Source organism: Allosphingosinicella sp. (genome assembly GCF_036570505.1).
Classification (GTDB): domain Bacteria; phylum Pseudomonadota; class Alphaproteobacteria; order Sphingomonadales; family Sphingomonadaceae; genus Allosphingosinicella.
Genome location: NZ_DATCYB010000113.1, coordinates 83,979 through 101,990, shown reverse-complemented (window position 1 = coordinate 101,990; position 18,012 = coordinate 83,979). Strand labels below are relative to the sequence as shown.

Below are 18,012 nucleotides of genomic sequence, written 5' to 3'. Positions count from 1 at the left end.
CGCCTGGATCAATCGCAACCGCCGCCTCGCCAAGGACTTCGAGCACTCCATCCGCTCGGCTACCGCGTTCCTCTACGCCGCTGCCGCTATCGTCCTCGTCAGGCGCCTCGCTCGTTACGCATGAGATTCAAGACGGGCTCTTAGAGCATTCCGCCTTTTAGGTAGACGCATAGCCTGCATTGGCAAGGTAGTTTGCGCATTCACTGGGGGGTGAAGGCGTCGAGGAGTGCTCCGATGCGCCGCCAGGTTACCTCGACGGAGCGCTCGGCCGCTTTTGGCGAAGACCTGTTCGATCGGATTGAGGTCTGGGCTGTAGGGCGGGAGGAGAGCAGCCTGGCGCCGACCGCTCGGATCGCCTTGCGGACCGCCTCGCCTTTGTGGCTGCCGAGATTGTCGAGGCGCCTGTCAGAACCGGAACGGCACGCGAACGCTGAGCACCATGTCGGGGGCGTCACTGGTCATTCCGACGCCGAGGTTGGTTAGCAGGGCGATCTTGTCGGAAAGGGAGAATGTCGCGCCGACATTGAATAGGCCGACATTCGACTGACTGCCGACGATGACTTGACTGCTCCCGCCATCGCGGCGGATCGTCGTTCGCTCACCGAAGCGCTGGGTGAATGAGAGGCTGAGGCTGGATCGCTCGTTGAGGGCGAAGGCGACGCCGGCTCCATATTGTATGGCGTCGCCGATTTTCGTGCTGCCGGGTTGGTTGCCCAAAGCTTCGTCGATGTCGCGGAAATGTTGGCTGAAGTTATAGAAATAGGTAAGGCTGCCGAAGACGACCATCGGATCGAGGGTTTTTAGAACGGAGATGCCGGCCGAGGCGCCCCACACCCCGCTTCCTGTGGAAAGGCGTTCAGGCACTTTGAGATTGCCGGCCGTTCCCGGAATCTCGACCAGTTCTACGCCGAACGGATGCTCGCCCGTCGGCGCCTTCACCCGGGCGTTGAGGACGACGTCCGGGCGCCTGAACGTCTCTCTCAGCAACCGATAGCTCGCGCCCACGCTGATATCGCCCAAGCCGGATCCGGTGACGTCCACTTCCGCAGTTCCGGAGGCGCTTCCGCCCGCCCCGGCGGATTGGAAGTTGGAATGGCGGAAAAGATAAGGAACGCTGACATCGAACTGGAGCCGGTCCGTCAGGCCATAGCGCGTGACGAATTCCGTTGTGATCACGTCGGCAGTGATCTCGTCCAGGCTAATCCGGCCCAGGAAAATGGCGTCCAGGGCCAGGAAGCCGCTGAGATTGATCTGAGCGTCGTCGAAATGCGAGTAGGTAACGCCGGCCTCGAAACTGAGCCGGTCGCCGAAAATGCCTTGTTCGACCTCGGTGACGGTTTCGACCGCTTCGGAGGGCGCTGGCGTCTTCCGATCCGGCTCCTCGACCGCGACTGCGTCCGCTGCGCCTGCCGGCCCTTCGGTCTGGAGCGCCACCGTGTCGCCGTAACGCCGCGGCTGCAGCGAGCGGGGATCGCCGCGCCCGCGAAGGGTTGCCTGATCCTCATCGGAAAGGAGGTCCGCGTCCTGCGTCGCCAGCCCGGTGGCGGCCTCCAATGCCCCCAGCCGCTCCTCAAGAGCCTCGATCCGGGCCTGCGAATCCGCGTTCCGGACCTGCATCTCTTCTAGTTGTCGCCGAAGATCCTCCTCGACGGCTGAAACGACTTGCGCTCCGGCGGGCGCGGCCAATGCAAGTGTGAGGGGCAGGGCGGCTGATAACAGGAATTTGGATGACCGACGCATGCGCACCCCCCAAACTATCATTGTTTTATTATCTAATCGCTCGGCTTTCCATCTTCTTAACTTGACCTTACGGGTTCAAGAGAACCCACAAAGTCGCCGGATCGGGTATACCACTGGGCTGCAGCTTTGCCAAACGCTGAAATTCAGTCAAAGCCGCCTTAGTTGAGGCCGAGAACTTGCCGTCGACTTCGCCACGATATAGTCCCTTTCGGGAGAGCTCAGTCTGGGCTCGCTTCAGAACGGTCTCATAAAGGAGGGCGTTGTCGGCTCCCTCGCCAACTTCCACCATCTTGGAGAAGTCGGCCAGTCGGAACGGTTTCATGGCGAGGACCAGCTTTTGCGCGACCATCGCGAGCGCGTCCTTGGCGTTCTCCTCCTTTTGACAATGTTTGTAGAGGATGAGCGCGAAGGCATTGGCATTGTGCCAGGGCGTGAGGTCGAAGGTGTTTGGCTCATAGCGGTTCGCCGCCGTCAGATAACCTTCGATGAAGCCGACGTAACGGGCATAGGCTTCGGATTTCTCGGCCCGCGCCTTCACGAAGACGGGGCAGAGCGCGCGCCCGGCCTCCTCGACCGCGAAGACGCCGCTCTGCGTGCCGGCCCGCGCCGCCGAGGCCCATCCGAGCAATCCCACACAAATTGCGAGGGTCACCCCTCCTTGGACAATTCGCTTATCAGGCATGTCTTCCCTCCGCCGCTTGCGATTACCTGTCAGAACCCGCGTCCCTTCATCGCGGACAGGGCAGCCTGCGCGCGCAGCGCATCCGCCTGCATCAGCTCGTTGAGGCCGATCGTGATCCCAATGCTGTTGTGGATGCTGTTGAAATCGCTCGCGAGCAGCACATGCTGGGCCGCCTGGCTGAAGACGCCGTCGACCCCTTGCCTGACGGCATCCGGTCCCTGGCCGCTGGACATCGCCAGCATAAGCGAATTGGATCCGAGCAGCACATGAACCGCGTCGCCATCGGAAAAGGTTTCCGATGCGCTGGAGGTCACCTCGGTCAGTCCCTCGGTCGCCTTCAACGTCGGCAACGCGCTCGCCGGCACGACCGCGATCTGCATGTCGTTGCGGACTCTGTTGTCGGAGCCGCTGATATTCTGGCTCTGCACCGCGCCCTGCACCGTGCTGAGGCCGCCGACCGGAAGGCCGCCGGCGGACGTGTCGATCGCGACATAATCATCCGCGGCCGCCGGCCCGAAGGTCGTCACGTCCATCGCGGAATCGCCACAGCCGTCGCAGGCGCGGCTCCAGCCGACCAGCAGCCGAGGCGCGGCGCCTTGAGCCTGGCCGGCCAGTGAGGCGAAATCGACGCTGAACAGGACCGTCGCATAGGTCGTGACCCCGTCGGTTCCCTGCCAACTCGTCTGCAGCTGCAGGCCGAAGAAGGAGACGCCCCTCGAGTTGATGAACTTGCCGCGCATTTCGGCGAGCTCGGCGTCGGGGACCTTCACCCCCAGCCCCTCGATTCCGGTCGAAGGCGGCGCGAAGCCGGCGAGAACAGGAAAGCTGGTCGCCAGGCACAGTAGCCACAGCTTTTTCGCGGGGGCGCGAGGCCGAGGCGGTGGAGACCGATCCGTTCCCCTTCCACAGCCGATCATGATCCCGATCCTTTCACAGCACGAAGTTGAACGCCGGTCCGAAGCCGAAATCGTAAACCTCGGCGTTGGGGACGGGCGATCGCATCTCGAACAAGCGTCGCGCCGACAGGGGCGGCGGCGGGTCCATCAGCACTGTGTTCGGGTTGAAGCCCTCGCCGACGATGACGAAGACGACGCCGTTCCACGCCTCCTCGAAATCGCCGCGCCCCATCACCCGATTCCCGAGCGCCGGATCGGCGATGTGTATGCGATCGTCCTCCGCCTTACGGACGACGACGAAATGCTTGTAATCTTTAATGTTCAGAAGGACGATGGCCGGCACCTTGAGCTGGCGAAGCGCCTCATAGGGTACTTCATAGCCTTCACTCGCCATGCCGATCGCCTGGGTGTAATTCTTCATGTCGAGCAGCGAGAAGCCCTTGTCGCGCACGATTTCGGGGTCCGAGACCTTGAGCATGTTGACGAGAACCTGCTGCTCGGTCGTCTCGCGCCCATAGGCATAGTTGAATATCGTCGCCAGCGCCGCGGCGCCGCAGCTGAAGTCGGTCTGCTGCCGGACGAGATTGGTGAATTTGAGTTCCTTCCAGCTCTTGACCGGCTTGGAGAAGGTCTGCCGGCCTTCGGCGACCTGCCCCATCCATATCCGCGCATCGCCCGCCGGCGCCGTCATGCAGGCCGAGGTGGCGCACGCAAGCAAAAGAGCGGCCGCGCGGCCAGTCGCAATAGGATTGAAAGCAGGAACTTTGTTTGTTGGCATCAAAATACTCTCCCGCCGAAAAAGGAGGGAAGCCGCGGGGGGTGAGCGGCTTCCCTCGATCCATCGCCGATTAGACTGGCGGCGGAGACGGAGGCGGGGGCGGAGGCGGAGGCGGAGGCGTGCCCGTCCCGGCGCCCGACGAGAAGGCGATCGCCAGCGAGTTGATTTGCTGGTTGCCGACGCCGGCCGCCAGGTTCACGCCCAGATTGCCGGTGTTGTTGGTGATCGTCGCCGTCCCGGTGAGGTTCTGGCTGTCCACCGCCAGCACCTCGTTGCCGATGCCCGCCTGAATGACAGCGGCGCTGGCCTCGGCCATCGAGGCGTTCGACGCCGAAGCGATGGCGAGCGCGTTCTTCTGCTGGTTGAACGCGCCGGCCGCGACGTTGACGCCGAGATTGCCGGTGTTGCCGGTGACGTCCGGATTGCCCGCGATGTTGCGGTCGCGGACGTCATTCGCCACGCCGGTGAGCTCGTTACCCTCTGCGTCCCGTTCATTGGTGTCGTCGGACGGCCCCCAGAAGTTGCCGAGGCTGCCTTGGGCGGCCGTGATCGACGCTTCGGCCATGCCACCGGAATCGGGTTCGGCCTCAGAATCGTCGAACTCGGAGGCCGCGATCGCCGCGACGTTCTCCTGCTGGTTGTAATAACCGGCGGCGGCGTTGATGCCGGCATTGCCGGCGCCGTTGCTGACGTCGATGTCACCCACGACGTTGATGATCGGCGAGAAGTGGCCGACATCGGCTTCGCCATTGTCCGCGAGACCGTCATTGTCGTCGTCGAGATCGCCGAAATAACCGCCGTCGTCGTCGACGGTGCCGGAGACACCGCCCTCGGTGTCCGGCTCGCCGTCATTCAATTCGCCTTGGTTGTTTTCATCAACCGTTTCAGTGCGCCCGCCCGTCTGGCTTTCCTCGCGGAACGTGACGGCGTTGTCGATCAGCAGTTGCTTGTTGTCGACCACCGCCACCGCTGCGCTGTTGACGTCGATGTCACCGTCGAGCCTGATTTCGCCCGCGAGGGCCACATTCTTGGTGAAGGTGACGTCGGTCACCACGCTCGTGTCGATGTTGTTGTTGTAGGCGATATGGCCTTCGGCGCTGCCGCTCAGCTGAGCGTTCGCCGTTCCCGAGGCAGTCGCCACGGCGACCGCGGCGATCCCGGTTAAAAGCAGTTCCTTTCTCACTGTCGTTCTCCTTTTGTTAACCGGGCCCTTCGGGCCCCGTCAGTTCGCGCCACCCGGAATGGACAGCGCGAAAACATTGGCGGAAGTGTTCCTTTCGCCCCCGACTAGGTTCACTTGCACAAGACCGCTGCTGCCCTCGAAAGCGCCCGGGCTGATCCCGGTCACGGCCGCGGGGGCCTCGGTTTCGGCAAGCTCGCCGATCGGCTGTTGCGAGGCGCGGGTCTGGCTGAGCGCTGATGCGGTCGCGACCTGCCCCTCTGATCCCAATGCGATAAGCGCCAGATTGGCCTGCTGATTGTCAGAGCCGCCGGCGACGTTGACGGCGATGCGGCCGCTGCTGTTGGCGAAGGCGCCACCTTCGATCAGCGAGGTCGCCGTGCCATTCCGGCCGCGCGACGTCTCGCCCTGATGCTGGATGACGATGCCCGTCGCGATGCTCGTTTCGCCCAGTGCGATTGCGGCGGCGTTGGCCTGCTGGTTGTTGTTGCCGGCGGCAGCATTAACTCCGATGTTCCCGGCGGACCCCTGATGGTCGTGGCCGCCGATGATGGCGGAGTCCGCCGGTTGGGCGAGCGCCACCTCGGGGGGTAAGGCGAGCGCGGCGAACGCCGCCGCCGACAGGAAGAGGCGACGGAACGATGCCGCGCGGCCGATGCGGCCGAGCATCAATTGCCTCCGCCCGGAAGATTCGATAGCGGCGCCATCGCGCCCTGAAGCGCATTCATACCCGCGCCGACGGCGCTGTTCAGCGCTCCCGTCGCACCGCCGATGGCATCGCCGAACGCGCTGCCCGGCATCTGCACCGCATCCGGAACGCCCCTGACCAGCGCGCCGGACAATGACGAATTTAGATCGACGTCGATCGTGCTGCCGGCCGAGGGAAGGGCGGTGGCGAGGGGCAGGCCGGCGCTCATGGTGGCGCTTTTGACGTCGCTTATCGGAATGAGGTCGTCGATCTCGTCGGTGAAGGCCTCCACGCCGGGATCGGTCATGGCGAATGTCACGATTCCGGGCTCATAGGCCTTGGCGATGTTTCGCGTCGGCACGTCGCGCTGAAGGATGATCGACGCACGTGGCGCCACGGTGGTTTGCCCTGACAGTCCGTTGTCCTTCATGCCCTGCGCATGGGCCGGGGCGATGGCGAGCGGCGCGACGGTCACGATCAACACGGAGCCCAGCACCAGCAGCGACCGGCCGATGGCCGGTCGGGCGCGCACAATCGATTGGAGAAGGCTGATCCTCACGAAGTCCTCCCTATTCTCTGGCGGCAGGACAACATTAGGCCGTCGTCGGAGTCCCTATGGACTCCGAATTTATTACGGTCTGACTGGGTAATGGTCCTGACGCTACATTGGGAACTTTATCCGTGATTTACCCGAGTCGCGTCACAATTTGTGGTGAGATGATCTTGATGACGAAATGGCTTGCCGCTGCCCAAACACCCATTGATATCAATAAAGTCCGTGACGCTGCTGCAGAAATGTATCAGCCTGTCGCGGTTTTCCATGTAAAATCAGGTGTATGGCGGACAATCTCTGAAACGGCTCAGTTGAGGCGGTAAGGAGCCAGCCTGTGCCACATCTGCTCGCGCGACGAGACTTGGAGCTTGTCATAGGCATGACGGATATGGGTTCTGATCGTGTCGAGCGACAAACCGTGCATCTCCGCTATCTGCTCCGCACTCGATCCGCCGAGCAGGGACTTCACCACCTGGTCCTCCGCTTGCGTGAGGTGAAAAGCGCGCTTGAGATCGGTCCAGCGCGGGTTGAAGGTGCCGACGACGTTTCGGATCGCGATTCCGACAAGTCTCTTGCCCCTGCTTTCGGAGATTTTCACGGCCTGAAGGATAAGGTGCCCGCAGCCATGGCTTCCGTTCAGGCATAATGATTCGCTGCTGGACTTCGACAACATCAAATCCTCAAATGCTGGAAGATCCGCGGCGTTGGCGGGTTCAACTCGGCGGTCGCGCAGTCTCAGTCCGCCGCCGGGTCTCAGCACCAACCTGCCGCGCTTGTCGGCGCAGAGTAGAGTCCGCGTTCCGTCGACGACGAGCCGTGCCCGATCGTCCAACGTGCTCCAGCATTTGAGCCAGTCTTCCGGAGCGATGCCCTCTAGGACATGATCTTGATCCGTCCCCGGCGTTGGCGACAAATGAAGAGACGCGATCGTCCAATCGTTTACGATTCCGTTGTCCGATCGTGTTCCAAAGAAAATCCTTGAATTGGCCATAGCACGTCCTCCCACCCGAGCGATTCCGCCAAGGCGCGCTTTCACGCTAAGCTACTAATTGAACCCCGGTCAGAATGTTGACCGAAGCAAACAGGTTATCACATTACAAAACCGAGAGGAATAGGCTCTCGTCCCTCATCGTTAGCTCTATCGGACGGTGAGCGGTACCAATCAAGGCGAGCAGTACAAACAAAGATACCGCGCGCATTCGACAAAGAGTCATCATGGCGTGGCGCGATCGGAAGCGGCGCTGCAGAGGTCGGATTAATGTCGCGTCGGCGTCAGGCAAGACGTGGCTATTTCAGAAGGTCGTAACGACCGCAATGTGATAACAAGTTCGCACGAGAACGAGTCTACCGCAGCAGCAAGATGACTCGCGCTCACATGCCGGAATTCGCTGCTGTCAAAGAAGATTGAGGTTCCTTCTGTCAGCGTTGCTCGAACACCTCGTTAGCGACCTGGGTAGTGCGAAAGCAGGAACCCCGCGCCCATGGCGATCCACCCAGCTGGTCCAAAGATGCGCCGAATTTCCGGGGTTAACGGCCGATTTGCGCTTTGGGGATATAGCGGCCCGGGATATCCGACTCATTGTCGCAGGGAAAGGCGGGTGGGATTACAAAGATGGGGCCGTAGGGAGAGAGGCATGAACCCCAAGCGTTTAACTCGCCGCGCTATTGAAAAGCCATGGGGCCGGCGCGATCTGCCACCCTGCTTCGCGTCCATGGCCGACGGCGCGCACCCGATCGGCGAAATCTGGTTCGAGGACAACGCTGGCTCCCATCGGCCGCTCCTCGTCAAATATCTCTTCACCTCGGAGCGGCTGTCGATCCAGGTCCATCCGGGGAACGAGGCGGGGCAGGCGGCCGGCAATGCCGGCGGCAAGGACGAGGCCTGGTTCATCACCGAGGCGGATGAGGATGCCATGATCGGGCTCGGCCTCAAGAAAAGCACCTCGCGGGCCGCGCTGCGCCTGGCAGCGATGGACGGGTCGATCATGGAGCTTGTCGACTGGCGGCCGGCCGCGGCGGGCGACTTCTATTATTCGCCGGCCGGCACCATTCACGCGTTGGGAGCCAGCCTCGTCCTGGTCGAAGTGCAGCAAAATGTCGACGCAACCTACCGGCTGTACGATTATGGCCGCGAGCGAGAGCTGCACCTCGACGAAGCCGTAGCGGTCGCCGACCCTGTTCCGTTCGAACCGTCGGAAGCCAGCCGTGACCTGGGTAGCGGCCGTGCCGTCTTGGCCGAAGGGGGGGCTTTCGTCGTCGAACGCTGGAGCCACGGCATAAGCGGTGTGCTGAAGGCAAGCGCGACCCTGCCGATCTGGATCATCCCTCTTGCAGACGGTGGAGAAATCGGCGGCGAGCCGCTCGAGACGGGGCATGTATGGATAGCGGATCGACCCGCTCGATTGGAGATCGGCGCAGGCGACATCCTGGTCGCCTATGAGGCGAGCGACTATATTCCGGACCTGATCGGCTAGCTGGAGCCGGGCCCTGCGTCCGGAGGGCGCTTGGCCACAAGATCGGCTATTTCCTTTACCTTCTGGCTTTCTCCGCGCGGCAAGACGAGAACGGACTCTCCGCTGACCAGGATCAGCAGGTCCTTGACGCCTATCGCGGCGACGGTGGGTCCGTCCGAATGGATCAACGAGCCTTCCGCGCCGAGCGCCAAGATATTGCCGGAGAGGGCATTTCCCTCCGCATCCTTGTCGCTGAAGTCGTAGACCGCATCCCAGCTGCCGATATCGGACCAGCCCATGTCGACCGGCGCGACCGCCACACGATCAGCCTTCTCGATGACGGCATAGTCTATGGAGAGGGAGGGGGCGGCGCCGAACGCTTCCGGGTCGGGGCGGATATGGATGCCGTCCCTTCGGGCGAACTCGAGCGACCTTTGCGCAGCCTCCAGTATCGCAGGGCCATGACGGGCTAGCGCGGCCAGATAGTCGCCGGCGCGGAACAGGAAAATGCCCGCGTTCCACAGATATCCGCCTTCAGCCAGAAAGGCCTCGGCCTTCATGAGGTTCGGTTTTTCGACGAACCCGTCTGTCGTGTGCACGCCGACGGAGAGCCTGCCGCCGATGCGAATATAGCCATAGCCGATTTCCGGCCGTGTCGGCTCGATGCCGAAGGTGATGATCCGGCCATCGAGCGCCGCGGTAAGGGCGAGATCGACGGCGCGTCGGAACGGCTCGGTTTTTTCCACCACATGGTCGCTGGGCATCACCAGCAGCGGTGTGTCGGCCGCGACGCTGGCGGCGGCCAGCGCGATCGCTGGTGCCGTATTTCGGCCGACCGGTTCGACGATCATCATGGCCGGCGCGGAGCCTGCTTCGGCAAGCTGATCCTCGACCTGCCGCGCATGCGGGGCGCCGCAGACGATAATCGGCGCGCCGTAGCGCGTGCGGTCGTTCACCCGGTCGGCCGTGCGCTGAAGCATCGTTCTTTCGCCGACCAAGGGCAGCAGCGGCTTCGGCTTTTCCGGGCGGGAAAGCGGCCATAGACGCTGCCCGGCGCCGCCGCACAGGATCACCGGCTGGATCAGCGGCCTCGGCATGGTCCACTCCGCCTGTCGGTCATGCCAGCGCCGCCTGCACCGGGCCCGCCAGCGCCGGCGGACAGATCAAAAGGTCCGGCAAGCGCGGGTCCGGCCGGTTATATTCCAGCGGCGCTCCGTCGAGGCGTGTAGCATTGAGGCCCGCCGAAAGCGCGACGGCGGCGGGGGCGCAATTGTCCCACTCATATTGGCCGCCCGCATGAAGATAGACGTCGCCGGTCCCGAGCAGGACTGCCATCGCCTTCGCCCCCGCCGAGCCCATCGGCACCAGCTCTGCCCCCAGCGCCGCCGCTACCCGGTCGGCCTCCGACGGTGGACGGGTGCGGCTGACGAGAAGGCGCAGCGGCCCCGACGGCGCCTTCGGCACGACGGGAGGCGCGTCCGATCGGAAAAGTATCCCTTGGGCGGGCAGTGCGACGGCCCCGACCGCGGGGTCGCCGTTGATGCTGAGGGCAATATGAACCGCCCAGTCCGCGCGCCCTTCGCGATATTCGCGCGTGCCATCGAGCGGGTCGATGATCCAGACCCGCTCATGGGTCAAGCGCTCCGTGGTGTCGACGCTCTCTTCGGACAGGATGCCGTCGTCGGGACGCTGGGCCCGGAGGGCGTCGAGAATATAGTGATTGGCTATCTTGTCGCCGGCGATACCGAGCGCGCGCCCGTGCAGGAGGCCCGCCTTCCTGATCGCCAGCAGGATTTCGCCGGTCGATCCTGCCAGCTCGGCGGCGAGCTCCGCATCGGTCATGCCAAGAGCCTGTCGACGATGAGGTCCGCGGCCTGCTCGGCCGATAGCCGGGTCGTGTCGATCCGTATCTCCGCCCGCTCGGGCGGCTCATAGGGACTGTCGATGCCAGTGAAGTTGGCGAGCTCGCCGCGCCGGGCCTTCTTGTAGAGGCCCTTCTCGTCGCGTTTCTCGGCCTCGGCTAGCGGCGTGTCGACGAATACCTCCATGAACTCGTCTTCCTTCATCATCTCGCGCACCATGCGGCGTTCCGCCCGGAAGGGCGAGATGAAGGCGCACAGAACGATGAGGCCGGCGTCGGCCATGAGCTTCGCGACCTCCCCGACGCGGCGGATATTCTCGACGCGATCGACGTCGGTGAAGCCGAGATCCTTGTTAAGTCCGTGGCGGACATTGTCGCCGTCGAGCAGGAAAGTGTGCCGTCCCAAGCCGTGCAGCTTCTTCTCGACCAAATTGGCTATGGTCGATTTGCCAGCGCCGGAGAGGCCGGTGAACCACAGCACGCGCGGACCCTGATTCTTGAGGCGGGCATGCGCCGCCCGATCGACCTCCAGATGCTGCCAATGGATGTTGTGCGCGCGCCTCAGCGCGAAATGGATCATGCCGGCGCCCACCGTGGCGTTGGTCAGGCGATCGATGAGGATGAAACCGCCGAGATCGTGGTTCTCTGCATAGGGTGTGAAGGGCAGGGGGCGGTCGGTGGAGAGGGTGGCGACGCCGATGCCGTTCAGCGAAAGCGTCTTCGCCGCGCGCCGCTCCAGCGTGTTGACGTTCACTTCGTGCTTGAGCTCGTTGACCGAGGCGATCACCGTGGTCGCGCCGATCTTCAGCCAGTAGGAGCGGCCGGGGAGCAGCGGCTCCTCTCCCATCCAGACGATCGTCGCCTCGAACTGGTCGGCGATCTCGGGCGGCGCGTCGGCGGCCGCGATCAGGTCGCCACGCGAGCAATCCAGTTCGTCCGCCAAGGTGAGGGTGATCGACTGGCCTGCGACGGCAGCGTCCAGATCGCCGTCCATCGTGACGATGCGGCTGATCGTCGATGTGCGTCCGGAGGGGAGGAGGCGGACGGCGTCACCCGGTCTGATACTGCCGCTGGCGATCAGTCCGCTGAAGCCGCGGAATTCATGGTTCGGACGGTTCACCCATTGCACGGCCATGCGAAAGGGCGCGGAGCGGAGGGCGTCCTGGTCGAGTGATATCGATTCCAGATGGTCGAGGAGGGCCGGGCCGCGATACCAGGGTGTGGCGTCGGAGAGGGCGGTGATATTGTCGCCCCTGAGACCCGAGACGGGAAAGGCGGCGAACTGGTCGATGCCGATCTGCTCCGCGAAGGCGCGATAGTCGGCGACGATCTCCTCGAAACGAGCCTGGTCATAGCCGACCAGATCCATCTTGTTCACCGCCAGCGCGATGTTGCGGATGCCGAGCAGGTTCGCGAGATAGCTGTGTCGACGAGTCTGAGTCAGCACCCCCTTGCGCGCGTCGACGAGGATGACGGCAAGGTCGGCGGTGGAGGCGCCGGTCACCATGTTGCGCGTATATTGCTCGTGGCCGGGCGTGTCGGCGACGATGAACTTGCGCTTGTCGGTGGCGAAAAAGCGATAAGCGACGTCGATGGTGATGCCCTGCTCGCGCTCCGCGGCGAGGCCGTCGACCAGGAGGGCGAAGTCGATCTCCTGCCCTTGCGTCCCGTGCCGCCGCGAGTCCGCCTCCAGAGCGGCGAGTTGATCCTCGAAGATCATTTTGGAATCGTAGAGAAGCCGGCCGATCAGCGTCGATTTGCCGTCGTCGACGCTGCCGCAGGTGATGAAGCGGAGAAGGCTCTTATGCTGATGCTGCTCGAGATAGGCGTCGATGTTGTCGTCCATCCGGTCGGCTGATCCGAAAAACTGAAGGGTCATCAGAAATAGCCCTCCTGCTTCTTCTTCTCCATGCCGGCCTCGTCTTGGTCGATGGCGCGGCCCTGACGCTCCGAGGTGGTGGTAAGCAGCATCTCCTGGATAATCTCGGGAAGGGTCGCTGCGCGGCTCTCGATAGCGCCGGTCAAGGGATAGCAGCCGAGCGTGCGGAACCGGATCGAGCGGATCACCGGCTCCTCGCCCTTCCCCAAGGGGAACCGCTCGTCGTCGACCATGAGAATGAGGCCGTCGCGCTCCACCGTGGGCCGCGGCGCCGTGAAATAGAGCGGCACGATGGGAATCCCTTCCAGATGGATGTATTCCCATACGTCGAGCTCGGTCCAGTTGGAGAGGGGGAAGACGCGGATGCTCTCGCCCCTGGACTTGCGGGCATTGTAGAGACGCCAGAGCTCCGGCCGCTGATTTTTCGGGTCCCAGCGGTGGTTGGCCGAGCGGAAGGAGAAAATCCGCTCCTTGGCCCGGCTCTTCTCCTCGTCCCGCCGGGCGCCGCCGAAGGCCGCGTCGAACCCGTAGCGATCCAGCGCCTGCTTGAGACCTTCCGTCTTCCACATGACGGTGTGGAGCGGGCCATGGTCGAACGGGTTGATGCCCTTGGCTTCGGCGTCGGGATTGCGGTGGACGATGAGCTCCATGCCCGCTTCCGCCGCCATACGGTCGCGCATCTCGTACATGGCGCGAAACTTCCACATCGTATCGACATGAAGCAGCGGAAAGGGCGGCGGGGCCGGATAGAAGGCCTTGCGGGCGAGGTGCAGCATGACCGCGCTGTCCTTGCCGATCGAATAGAGCATTGCAGGCTTGGCCGCCTCGGCGGCGACCTCACGGAAGATGTGGATGCTCTCCGCCTCAAGCCGCTGCAAATGGGTGAGGGGTTTCGTCTCGGGCTCCGGGATCATGAAGGGTTCACATTATCGGTGAGATGTTTCGCGAGCATCGGCTGACGGCACATTCGAAGCAAGCAGTTTCCGGACGACGGTCCCTGACCGGCCGAAGAAGCGGTATATTCCCCGGCTTACGTACTCGATTGGACCGGAATGCCGCCCGTGCTGCGCCGAAAAGGCGCATCCGGCGCTTTGACACTGCCGTGCGTAGGGCTAATAGGCGGACTCAAAAAGGGGGCTGCTCGGGCGGCCGCACATGGACCAACAACGATGAAACGCCGGCAGCTTAGAGACACAGCAGGATCGCTGATAGACTGGCTGAGAAGCCTGAGGCGCCCGTCGAAGGTGCTGATAGTAATCGGGTTCGATTGTGGCGCCTGTATTCTGGCGATGCTTCTCGCGATATATCTTCGTGTTGGGTATATTCCCATGGCATCGACGCCGCTGGTCGTAGCGACGCTGGTCGCCATGATGATAAGCATCCCGACTCTTGCGATGCTTGGCAGCTACAGGGCCGTTTTCCGCCACATCGGCTCGGCCGCCATCCTGCGCCTTGCCCGGGCGAGCGCTTTCTTCGCGATCCCCTATTCGACGATCTTCACGCTATGGGGAATTGAAGGCGTTCCCCGAACGATCGGGCTGCTGCTTCCGATCATCCTGTTCCTGTTGCTTGTCGCTGGTCGCCTGGTCGCAAGCGAGATTTTTCGCGGTTACGGCCGGATTGGCAGGGAGACTTCGCGTGTATTGATCTACGGCGCGGGCATGGCGGGGCGGCAACTGGCTTCGGCGGCGCGGTCGGGCCGTGAAATGACGGTGATCGGTTACATCGACGACAATCCCGATCTGGCGGGCCGGACGATCGACGCCTATCCGGTCTTTTCTATGCCCGAGGTGGCGGAAGTCGTCGCCAGCCGCAGGATCACGCACATAATGCTTGCGGTTCCTTCGGTGGGACGGCGGCGTCGGGCCGAGATCATCGAGAGTCTGAAGAGCCTTCCCGTCAAGGTTCAGTCGCTACCGGGCGTCATGGACCTGGCGCATGGCAAAGTCCAGGTCAGCGATTTGCATGATCTCGATATCGAAGACCTGCTCGGGCGCGGCGCGGTGAAGCCGGACCGCGCGCTTCTTGAAGAGAATATTCTCGGCAAGGTCGTTCTCATAACCGGGGCCGGAGGGTCGATCGGCGGCGAGTTGTGCAGGCAGGTGCTGGCCTTCGCGCCCAAATGTCTGATGCTCGTCGATCATAGCGAATTCGCGCTTTATCAGATTGATGGAGAGCTCCGGCGGTTGGCTGAGGCAGCGCAGATCGACGTGGACATCGTGCCATTTCTCGGATCGGTATGTGATGCCAGCCGAATGGATCGCCTGCTGCGCTCCCGTCCGCCGCATATCATTCTGCATGCGGCAGCCTATAAGCATGTGCCGCTGGTCGAGCATAATCCCGGCGAGGGAATAAGGGTCAATGTATTCGGCACCCTTACGATGGCCCGACTGGCCGACGCTCTGTCGGTCCCGAATTTCGTTCTCATATCCACGGACAAGGCAGTGCGCCCCACCAACGTCATGGGCGCGAGCAAGCGGCTGGCCGAGATGGTGCTCCAGGCGCTTGCAGCCTCGGGAAGCGCAACCCGTTTCTCCATGGTCCGGTTCGGCAATGTGCTGGGATCAAGCGGATCGGTGGTGCCTCTCTTTCGCAGGCAGATCGCCGAAGGCGGACCCATCACTATTACCCATCGGAACATGACTCGCTATTTCATGCTCATTCCGGAGGCCGCACAGCTTGTGGTCCAAGCGGGCGCCATGGCGAAAGGGGGCGAGGTTTTCCTGCTGGATATGGGTGACCCCATTCGCATTCGGGACCTCGCCAGAAACATGATCGAGCTTTCGGGGCTGACGGTCAGGGACGACGAGAATCCCGATGGGGACATCGAAATTCATGAAATTGGCCTTCGCCCCGGCGAGAAGCTGTTCGAGGAACTTCTTATCAGCGGCGATCCTGCCCGGACAAGTCACCCGCTCATCATGAAGGGGAATGAAGCCTATGTGCTTTGGGACACCCTAAGAATGGAGCTGGACGAGCTCGATGCCGTCATCGCGGCGCAGGCCGACGCGGACGCGATCGCAATATTGCAACGCCTCATCCCGGATTTTCATCGTGCATCGGATGTGCACCAGAACCAGCCAATGTCTGTCGATATCGCGGCCGAATAGCTTGATTTTCAATCCTTCCGAAGTGGTCCTTAAGAATCGTGCGTAGATCGATCCAGGCCTCCTACCCCATGTGGGTAGCTGTCTTCTTTTTGATGGCCGTCTTCCTGATGGGGGGCGGCGCACGAGCCGACATCCAGTCGCTCATCATATTGCGGCCATTGGCGGCAATATGCATGGGAATAGCCGTTTGGGGGCTTAGGCGGGAGCAGATCGCCGCCGTCCGCGCTCCTTTGTTGTTGGCGGCAATGGTGCCCTTGATTATGATCCTGCAACTGGTCCCACTGCCACCCGCTATCTGGACCGAATTGCCGGGGCGAGAACTCTATGCTTTGGCGGCGCCGTTAGCCGGAATCGAGCAACCGTGGCGGCCGATCAGCTTGGTGCCATTCCGAACCTGGAACAGCTTGTTTGCCTGGCTAATCCCCATCACTACGATTTTGCTTATAGCTCGATTGGGTCGAGAGCAGCGGTTAGCGCTTCTGCCCGTCCTGATTGGTCTCGGATTGATGAGCGGAGTTCTAGGACTCGCGCAGGCGATCGGCCCGCGTGACGGTCCGCTCTATCTCTATGAAATCACGAACAACGGATCGGCCGTGGGACTGTTCGCCAATCGAAACCATCAGGCGGCACTGCTTGCGTGTCTATTTCCCATGCTAGCTGTCTATGCCTCGATCGATCATCCATCGGCGGAGCGCATGCGACTGAAGTTTGCTCTCTGCGCCAGCGTCGCCCTTTTTATTCTGCCGCTTCTTCTCGTGACCGGATCGAGGGCTGGGCTGGTTCTGGGGGTGATCGGGCTGTTGGCCGGGGCTCTCCTTTATCGTCACCCCCGCAGGCATCAACCGAAGGCATGGGCGTCGCGCCAATTTCGTTTGCAGTACGTCATCGGCGGCGCCGCAGTCCTCGGTCTAGGCGGTGTGACTGCTCTCCTGTCGCGGGCAGAAGCCATCGATCGACTGCTGATGAAAGACGAAACCGAAGAACTGCGTCTTCAGCTGTTGCAACCGATTTGGGAGATAATCGGAACCTATTTTCCTTTTGGAGCAGGCTTGGGGACCTTTCCCGATGTCTACAAGGTGCACGAGCCCTTCGAGCTTTTATCCGTGGCTTACGTCAATCACGCCCATAACGATCTTCTCGAATTCGTACTGGAAGGCGGACTGGCGGCGGTAGTGGTGCTTTTGATAGGCATCGTCGCGTGGGTGATTGGCGTGACCCGTCTGCGCAGTGGGGAGGCGGAGGTGGGCCGGTCCATCCTTCTGGGGCGCCTAGGCGCGGCCATCATTTTGATACTGGGGATCGCCAGCATCGTCGATTACCCGCTGCGGGTGCCATCATTGTCGGCTGTCTTCATTATCGCCATGATATGGATGGCATTCGCGGCCCGACCGTCTATTAGTCGCGAAGTTCGGGACGATGCGGCGGGACACATATCTCGCGCTATCCATGACTGAACTAGATGCCAAGGGATTATGATGAAGCTAAAGGTTTTGACAGCTGCCGCGGTCGTTTGCGTGGCCTCATGCGGAAGTCCGGGGCCGTTCGGCACGAGTGAGGATATCGAGCTTGTAGAGCTGGGTCGCCTTCCCCCACCCACGCGCGCCGACCTCTCCGTAGATAGTCGACCGTATCTCATCGGACCTTTTGACAAGCTTCGGGTCGACGTGTTCGGTGTCGAAGAGTTGAGCGGCGAGGTCCAGGCCGATGCGAGTGGACGCATTTCCGTGCCACTCGCGGGAACGATTGAGGCGGCAGGCAAGACCCCCGGAGAACTCGCAGACGAGATTGCGCTGCGGTTGCGCGACGGCTACGTCAAGGATCCCCAAGTTTCTGTTAATCTGATGGAAACAGTAAGTCAGGTCGTCACCGTCTCGGGAGAGGTGAGGAAGCCGGGCCTCTATCCAGTGCTGGGCAAGATGACGCTGATGCGAGCGATCGCGCAGGCCGAGGGTTCGACGGAGTTCGCGGACGCTGACAATGTGGTAGTCTTTAGGACTGTCAGCGGCCAGGATATGGCGGCTGTTTACAATCTCGGTGCGATACGTCGTGGCAACTACAACGACCCTGAAGTATATGCGAACGATGTCGTTGTGGTCGGTGAATCCGGCACTCGCCGCTTGTTCAAGGATATTCTCCAGGCGGCTCCGGCGGTAATGACTCCATTGGTCTATGTGTTGACACGGTAAGGCGAG

At 62.3% G+C, this 18,012-nt stretch carries 16 protein-coding genes and 2 pseudogenes; 5 read left to right on the top strand and 13 right to left on the bottom strand.

Annotation, left to right across the window (positions count from 1 at the left end):
* Positions 1–124 (top strand): annotated as a pseudogene (locus tag VIR62_RS14570) (IS5/IS1182 family transposase); the annotation flags it as partial.
* A gap of 33 nt (positions 125–157) precedes the next feature.
* Here the strand turns inward: VIR62_RS14570 and VIR62_RS14565 are convergent.
* The 9 genes and pseudogenes from VIR62_RS14565 to VIR62_RS14525 form a co-directional block, all read right to left on the bottom strand.
* Positions 158–398 (bottom strand): annotated as a pseudogene (locus VIR62_RS14565) (transposase); the annotation flags it as partial.
* Positions 399–405: 7 nt separating this feature from the next.
* On the bottom strand, positions 406–1,617 hold the full coding sequence (locus VIR62_RS14560) for a transporter (RefSeq protein ID WP_431872423.1): 1,212 nt from the start codon (positions 1,615–1,617) through the stop codon (positions 406–408).
* Positions 1,618–1,807: 190 nt separating this feature from the next.
* Positions 1,808–2,392: a peptidoglycan-binding domain-containing protein gene (locus VIR62_RS14555; RefSeq protein ID WP_431872421.1), complete on the bottom strand. Its 585-nt coding sequence runs from the start codon at positions 2,390–2,392 to the stop codon at positions 1,808–1,810.
* A 59-nt stretch (positions 2,393–2,451) separates the two neighbouring features.
* The gene (locus VIR62_RS14550; RefSeq protein ID WP_431872420.1) at positions 2,452–3,192 is read right to left on the bottom strand and encodes a hypothetical protein; all 741 of its coding nucleotides are present in this window, start codon (positions 3,190–3,192) and stop codon (positions 2,452–2,454) included.
* A gap of 160 nt (positions 3,193–3,352) precedes the next feature.
* Positions 3,353–4,009 (bottom strand): C39 family peptidase, encoded by a 657-nt coding sequence (locus tag VIR62_RS14545; protein WP_431872418.1) that lies wholly within the window; start codon positions 4,007–4,009, stop codon positions 3,353–3,355.
* A gap of 157 nt (positions 4,010–4,166) precedes the next feature.
* Positions 4,167–5,279, bottom strand: a complete 1,113-nt coding sequence (locus tag VIR62_RS14540; RefSeq protein ID WP_431872416.1) for a hypothetical protein — start codon at positions 5,277–5,279, stop codon at positions 4,167–4,169.
* 39 nt (positions 5,280–5,318) lie between these two features.
* Positions 5,319–5,945 (bottom strand): hypothetical protein, encoded by a 627-nt coding sequence (locus tag VIR62_RS14535; protein ID WP_431872415.1) that lies wholly within the window; start codon positions 5,943–5,945, stop codon positions 5,319–5,321.
* Positions 5,945–6,523 (bottom strand): hypothetical protein, encoded by a 579-nt coding sequence (locus VIR62_RS14530; RefSeq protein ID WP_431872413.1) that lies wholly within the window; start codon positions 6,521–6,523, stop codon positions 5,945–5,947. The genes VIR62_RS14535 and VIR62_RS14530 overlap by 1 nt, the downstream gene beginning before the upstream one ends.
* A 301-nt stretch (positions 6,524–6,824) precedes the next feature.
* The gene (locus tag VIR62_RS14525; protein ID WP_431872411.1) at positions 6,825–7,349 is read right to left on the bottom strand and encodes a helix-turn-helix transcriptional regulator; all 525 of its coding nucleotides are present in this window, start codon (positions 7,347–7,349) and stop codon (positions 6,825–6,827) included.
* Between the two features lie 802 nt (positions 7,350–8,151).
* Between VIR62_RS14525 and VIR62_RS14520 the strand changes: the two genes are divergently transcribed.
* Entirely contained in the window at positions 8,152–8,991 is an 840-nt protein-coding gene (locus VIR62_RS14520) for a class I mannose-6-phosphate isomerase (protein ID WP_431872410.1), read from the top strand.
* Here VIR62_RS14520 and VIR62_RS14515 read toward each other — a convergent pair.
* The 4 genes from VIR62_RS14515 to cysD are packed head-to-tail and all read right to left on the bottom strand — an operon-like array spanning position 8,988 to position 13,624.
* Positions 8,988–10,067 (bottom strand): mannose-1-phosphate guanylyltransferase/mannose-6-phosphate isomerase, encoded by a 1,080-nt coding sequence (locus tag VIR62_RS14515; protein WP_431872408.1) that lies wholly within the window; start codon positions 10,065–10,067, stop codon positions 8,988–8,990. The two genes, VIR62_RS14520 and VIR62_RS14515, sit on opposite strands and share 4 nt — an antisense overlap.
* Positions 10,068–10,086: 19 nt before the next feature.
* Complete coding sequence (locus VIR62_RS14510; RefSeq protein ID WP_431872406.1) at positions 10,087–10,812, bottom strand: 3'(2'),5'-bisphosphate nucleotidase CysQ; 726 nt, start codon at positions 10,810–10,812, stop codon at positions 10,087–10,089.
* Positions 10,809–12,710 carry a sulfate adenylyltransferase subunit CysN gene (gene cysN, locus VIR62_RS14505; protein WP_431872405.1) on the bottom strand — a complete coding sequence of 634 codons (1,902 nt, stop codon included), beginning with the start codon at positions 12,708–12,710 and terminating at the stop codon, positions 10,809–10,811. Before cysN ends, VIR62_RS14510 begins: the two co-directional genes overlap by 4 nt.
* Positions 12,710–13,624: a sulfate adenylyltransferase subunit CysD gene (gene cysD, locus VIR62_RS14500; RefSeq protein WP_431872403.1), complete on the bottom strand. Its 915-nt coding sequence runs from the start codon at positions 13,622–13,624 to the stop codon at positions 12,710–12,712. Before cysD ends, cysN begins: the two co-directional genes overlap by 1 nt.
* Positions 13,625–13,762: 138 nt before the next feature.
* Here cysD and VIR62_RS14495 point away from each other — a divergent pair, with 138 nt between their 5' ends.
* From VIR62_RS14495 to VIR62_RS14485, 3 genes are all read left to right on the top strand, one after another.
* Positions 13,763–15,820 carry a polysaccharide biosynthesis protein gene (locus tag VIR62_RS14495; protein ID WP_431872401.1) on the top strand — a complete coding sequence of 686 codons (2,058 nt, stop codon included), beginning with the start codon at positions 13,763–13,765 and terminating at the stop codon, positions 15,818–15,820.
* 68 nt (positions 15,821–15,888) lie between these two features.
* Positions 15,889–17,274, top strand: coding sequence for an O-antigen ligase family protein (locus tag VIR62_RS14490; RefSeq protein ID WP_431872399.1), 1,386 nt, complete (start codon positions 15,889–15,891; stop codon positions 17,272–17,274).
* A gap of 21 nt (positions 17,275–17,295) precedes the next feature.
* Positions 17,296–18,006: a polysaccharide biosynthesis/export family protein gene (locus VIR62_RS14485; protein WP_431872398.1), complete on the top strand. Its 711-nt coding sequence runs from the start codon at positions 17,296–17,298 to the stop codon at positions 18,004–18,006.
* Positions 18,007–18,012: the final 6 nt, after the last annotated feature.

Bases quoted from the DNA above. Each gene is read 5' to 3' on its own strand.
- VIR62_RS14485 (WP_431872398.1), top strand. From the start codon at position 17,296: ATGAAGCTAAAGGTTTTGACAGCTGCCGCGGTCGTTTGCGTGGCCTCA.
- VIR62_RS14545 (WP_431872418.1), bottom strand. From the start codon at position 4,009: ATGACGGCGCCGGCGGGCGATGCGCGGATATGGATGGGGCAGGTCGCC.
- VIR62_RS14490 (WP_431872399.1), top strand. From the start codon at position 15,889: ATGTGGGTAGCTGTCTTCTTTTTGATGGCCGTCTTCCTGATGGGGGGC.
- VIR62_RS14510 (WP_431872406.1), bottom strand. From the start codon at position 10,812: ATGACCGATGCGGAGCTCGCCGCCGAGCTGGCAGGATCGACCGGCGAA.
- VIR62_RS14520 (WP_431872410.1), top strand. From the start codon at position 8,152: ATGAACCCCAAGCGTTTAACTCGCCGCGCTATTGAAAAGCCATGGGGC.
- VIR62_RS14560 (WP_431872423.1), bottom strand. From the start codon at position 1,617: ATGCAGGTCCGGAACGCGGATTCGCAGGCCCGGATCGAGGCTCTTGAG.
- VIR62_RS14495 (WP_431872401.1), top strand. From the start codon at position 13,763: ATGCCGCCCGTGCTGCGCCGAAAAGGCGCATCCGGCGCTTTGACACTG.
- VIR62_RS14515 (WP_431872408.1), bottom strand. From the start codon at position 10,067: ATGCCGAGGCCGCTGATCCAGCCGGTGATCCTGTGCGGCGGCGCCGGG.
- VIR62_RS14535 (WP_431872415.1), bottom strand. From the start codon at position 5,945: ATGCTCGGCCGCATCGGCCGCGCGGCATCGTTCCGTCGCCTCTTCCTG.
- cysD (WP_431872403.1), bottom strand. From the start codon at position 13,624: ATGATCCCGGAGCCCGAGACGAAACCCCTCACCCATTTGCAGCGGCTT.
- cysN (WP_431872405.1), bottom strand. From the start codon at position 12,710: ATGACCCTTCAGTTTTTCGGATCAGCCGACCGGATGGACGACAACATC.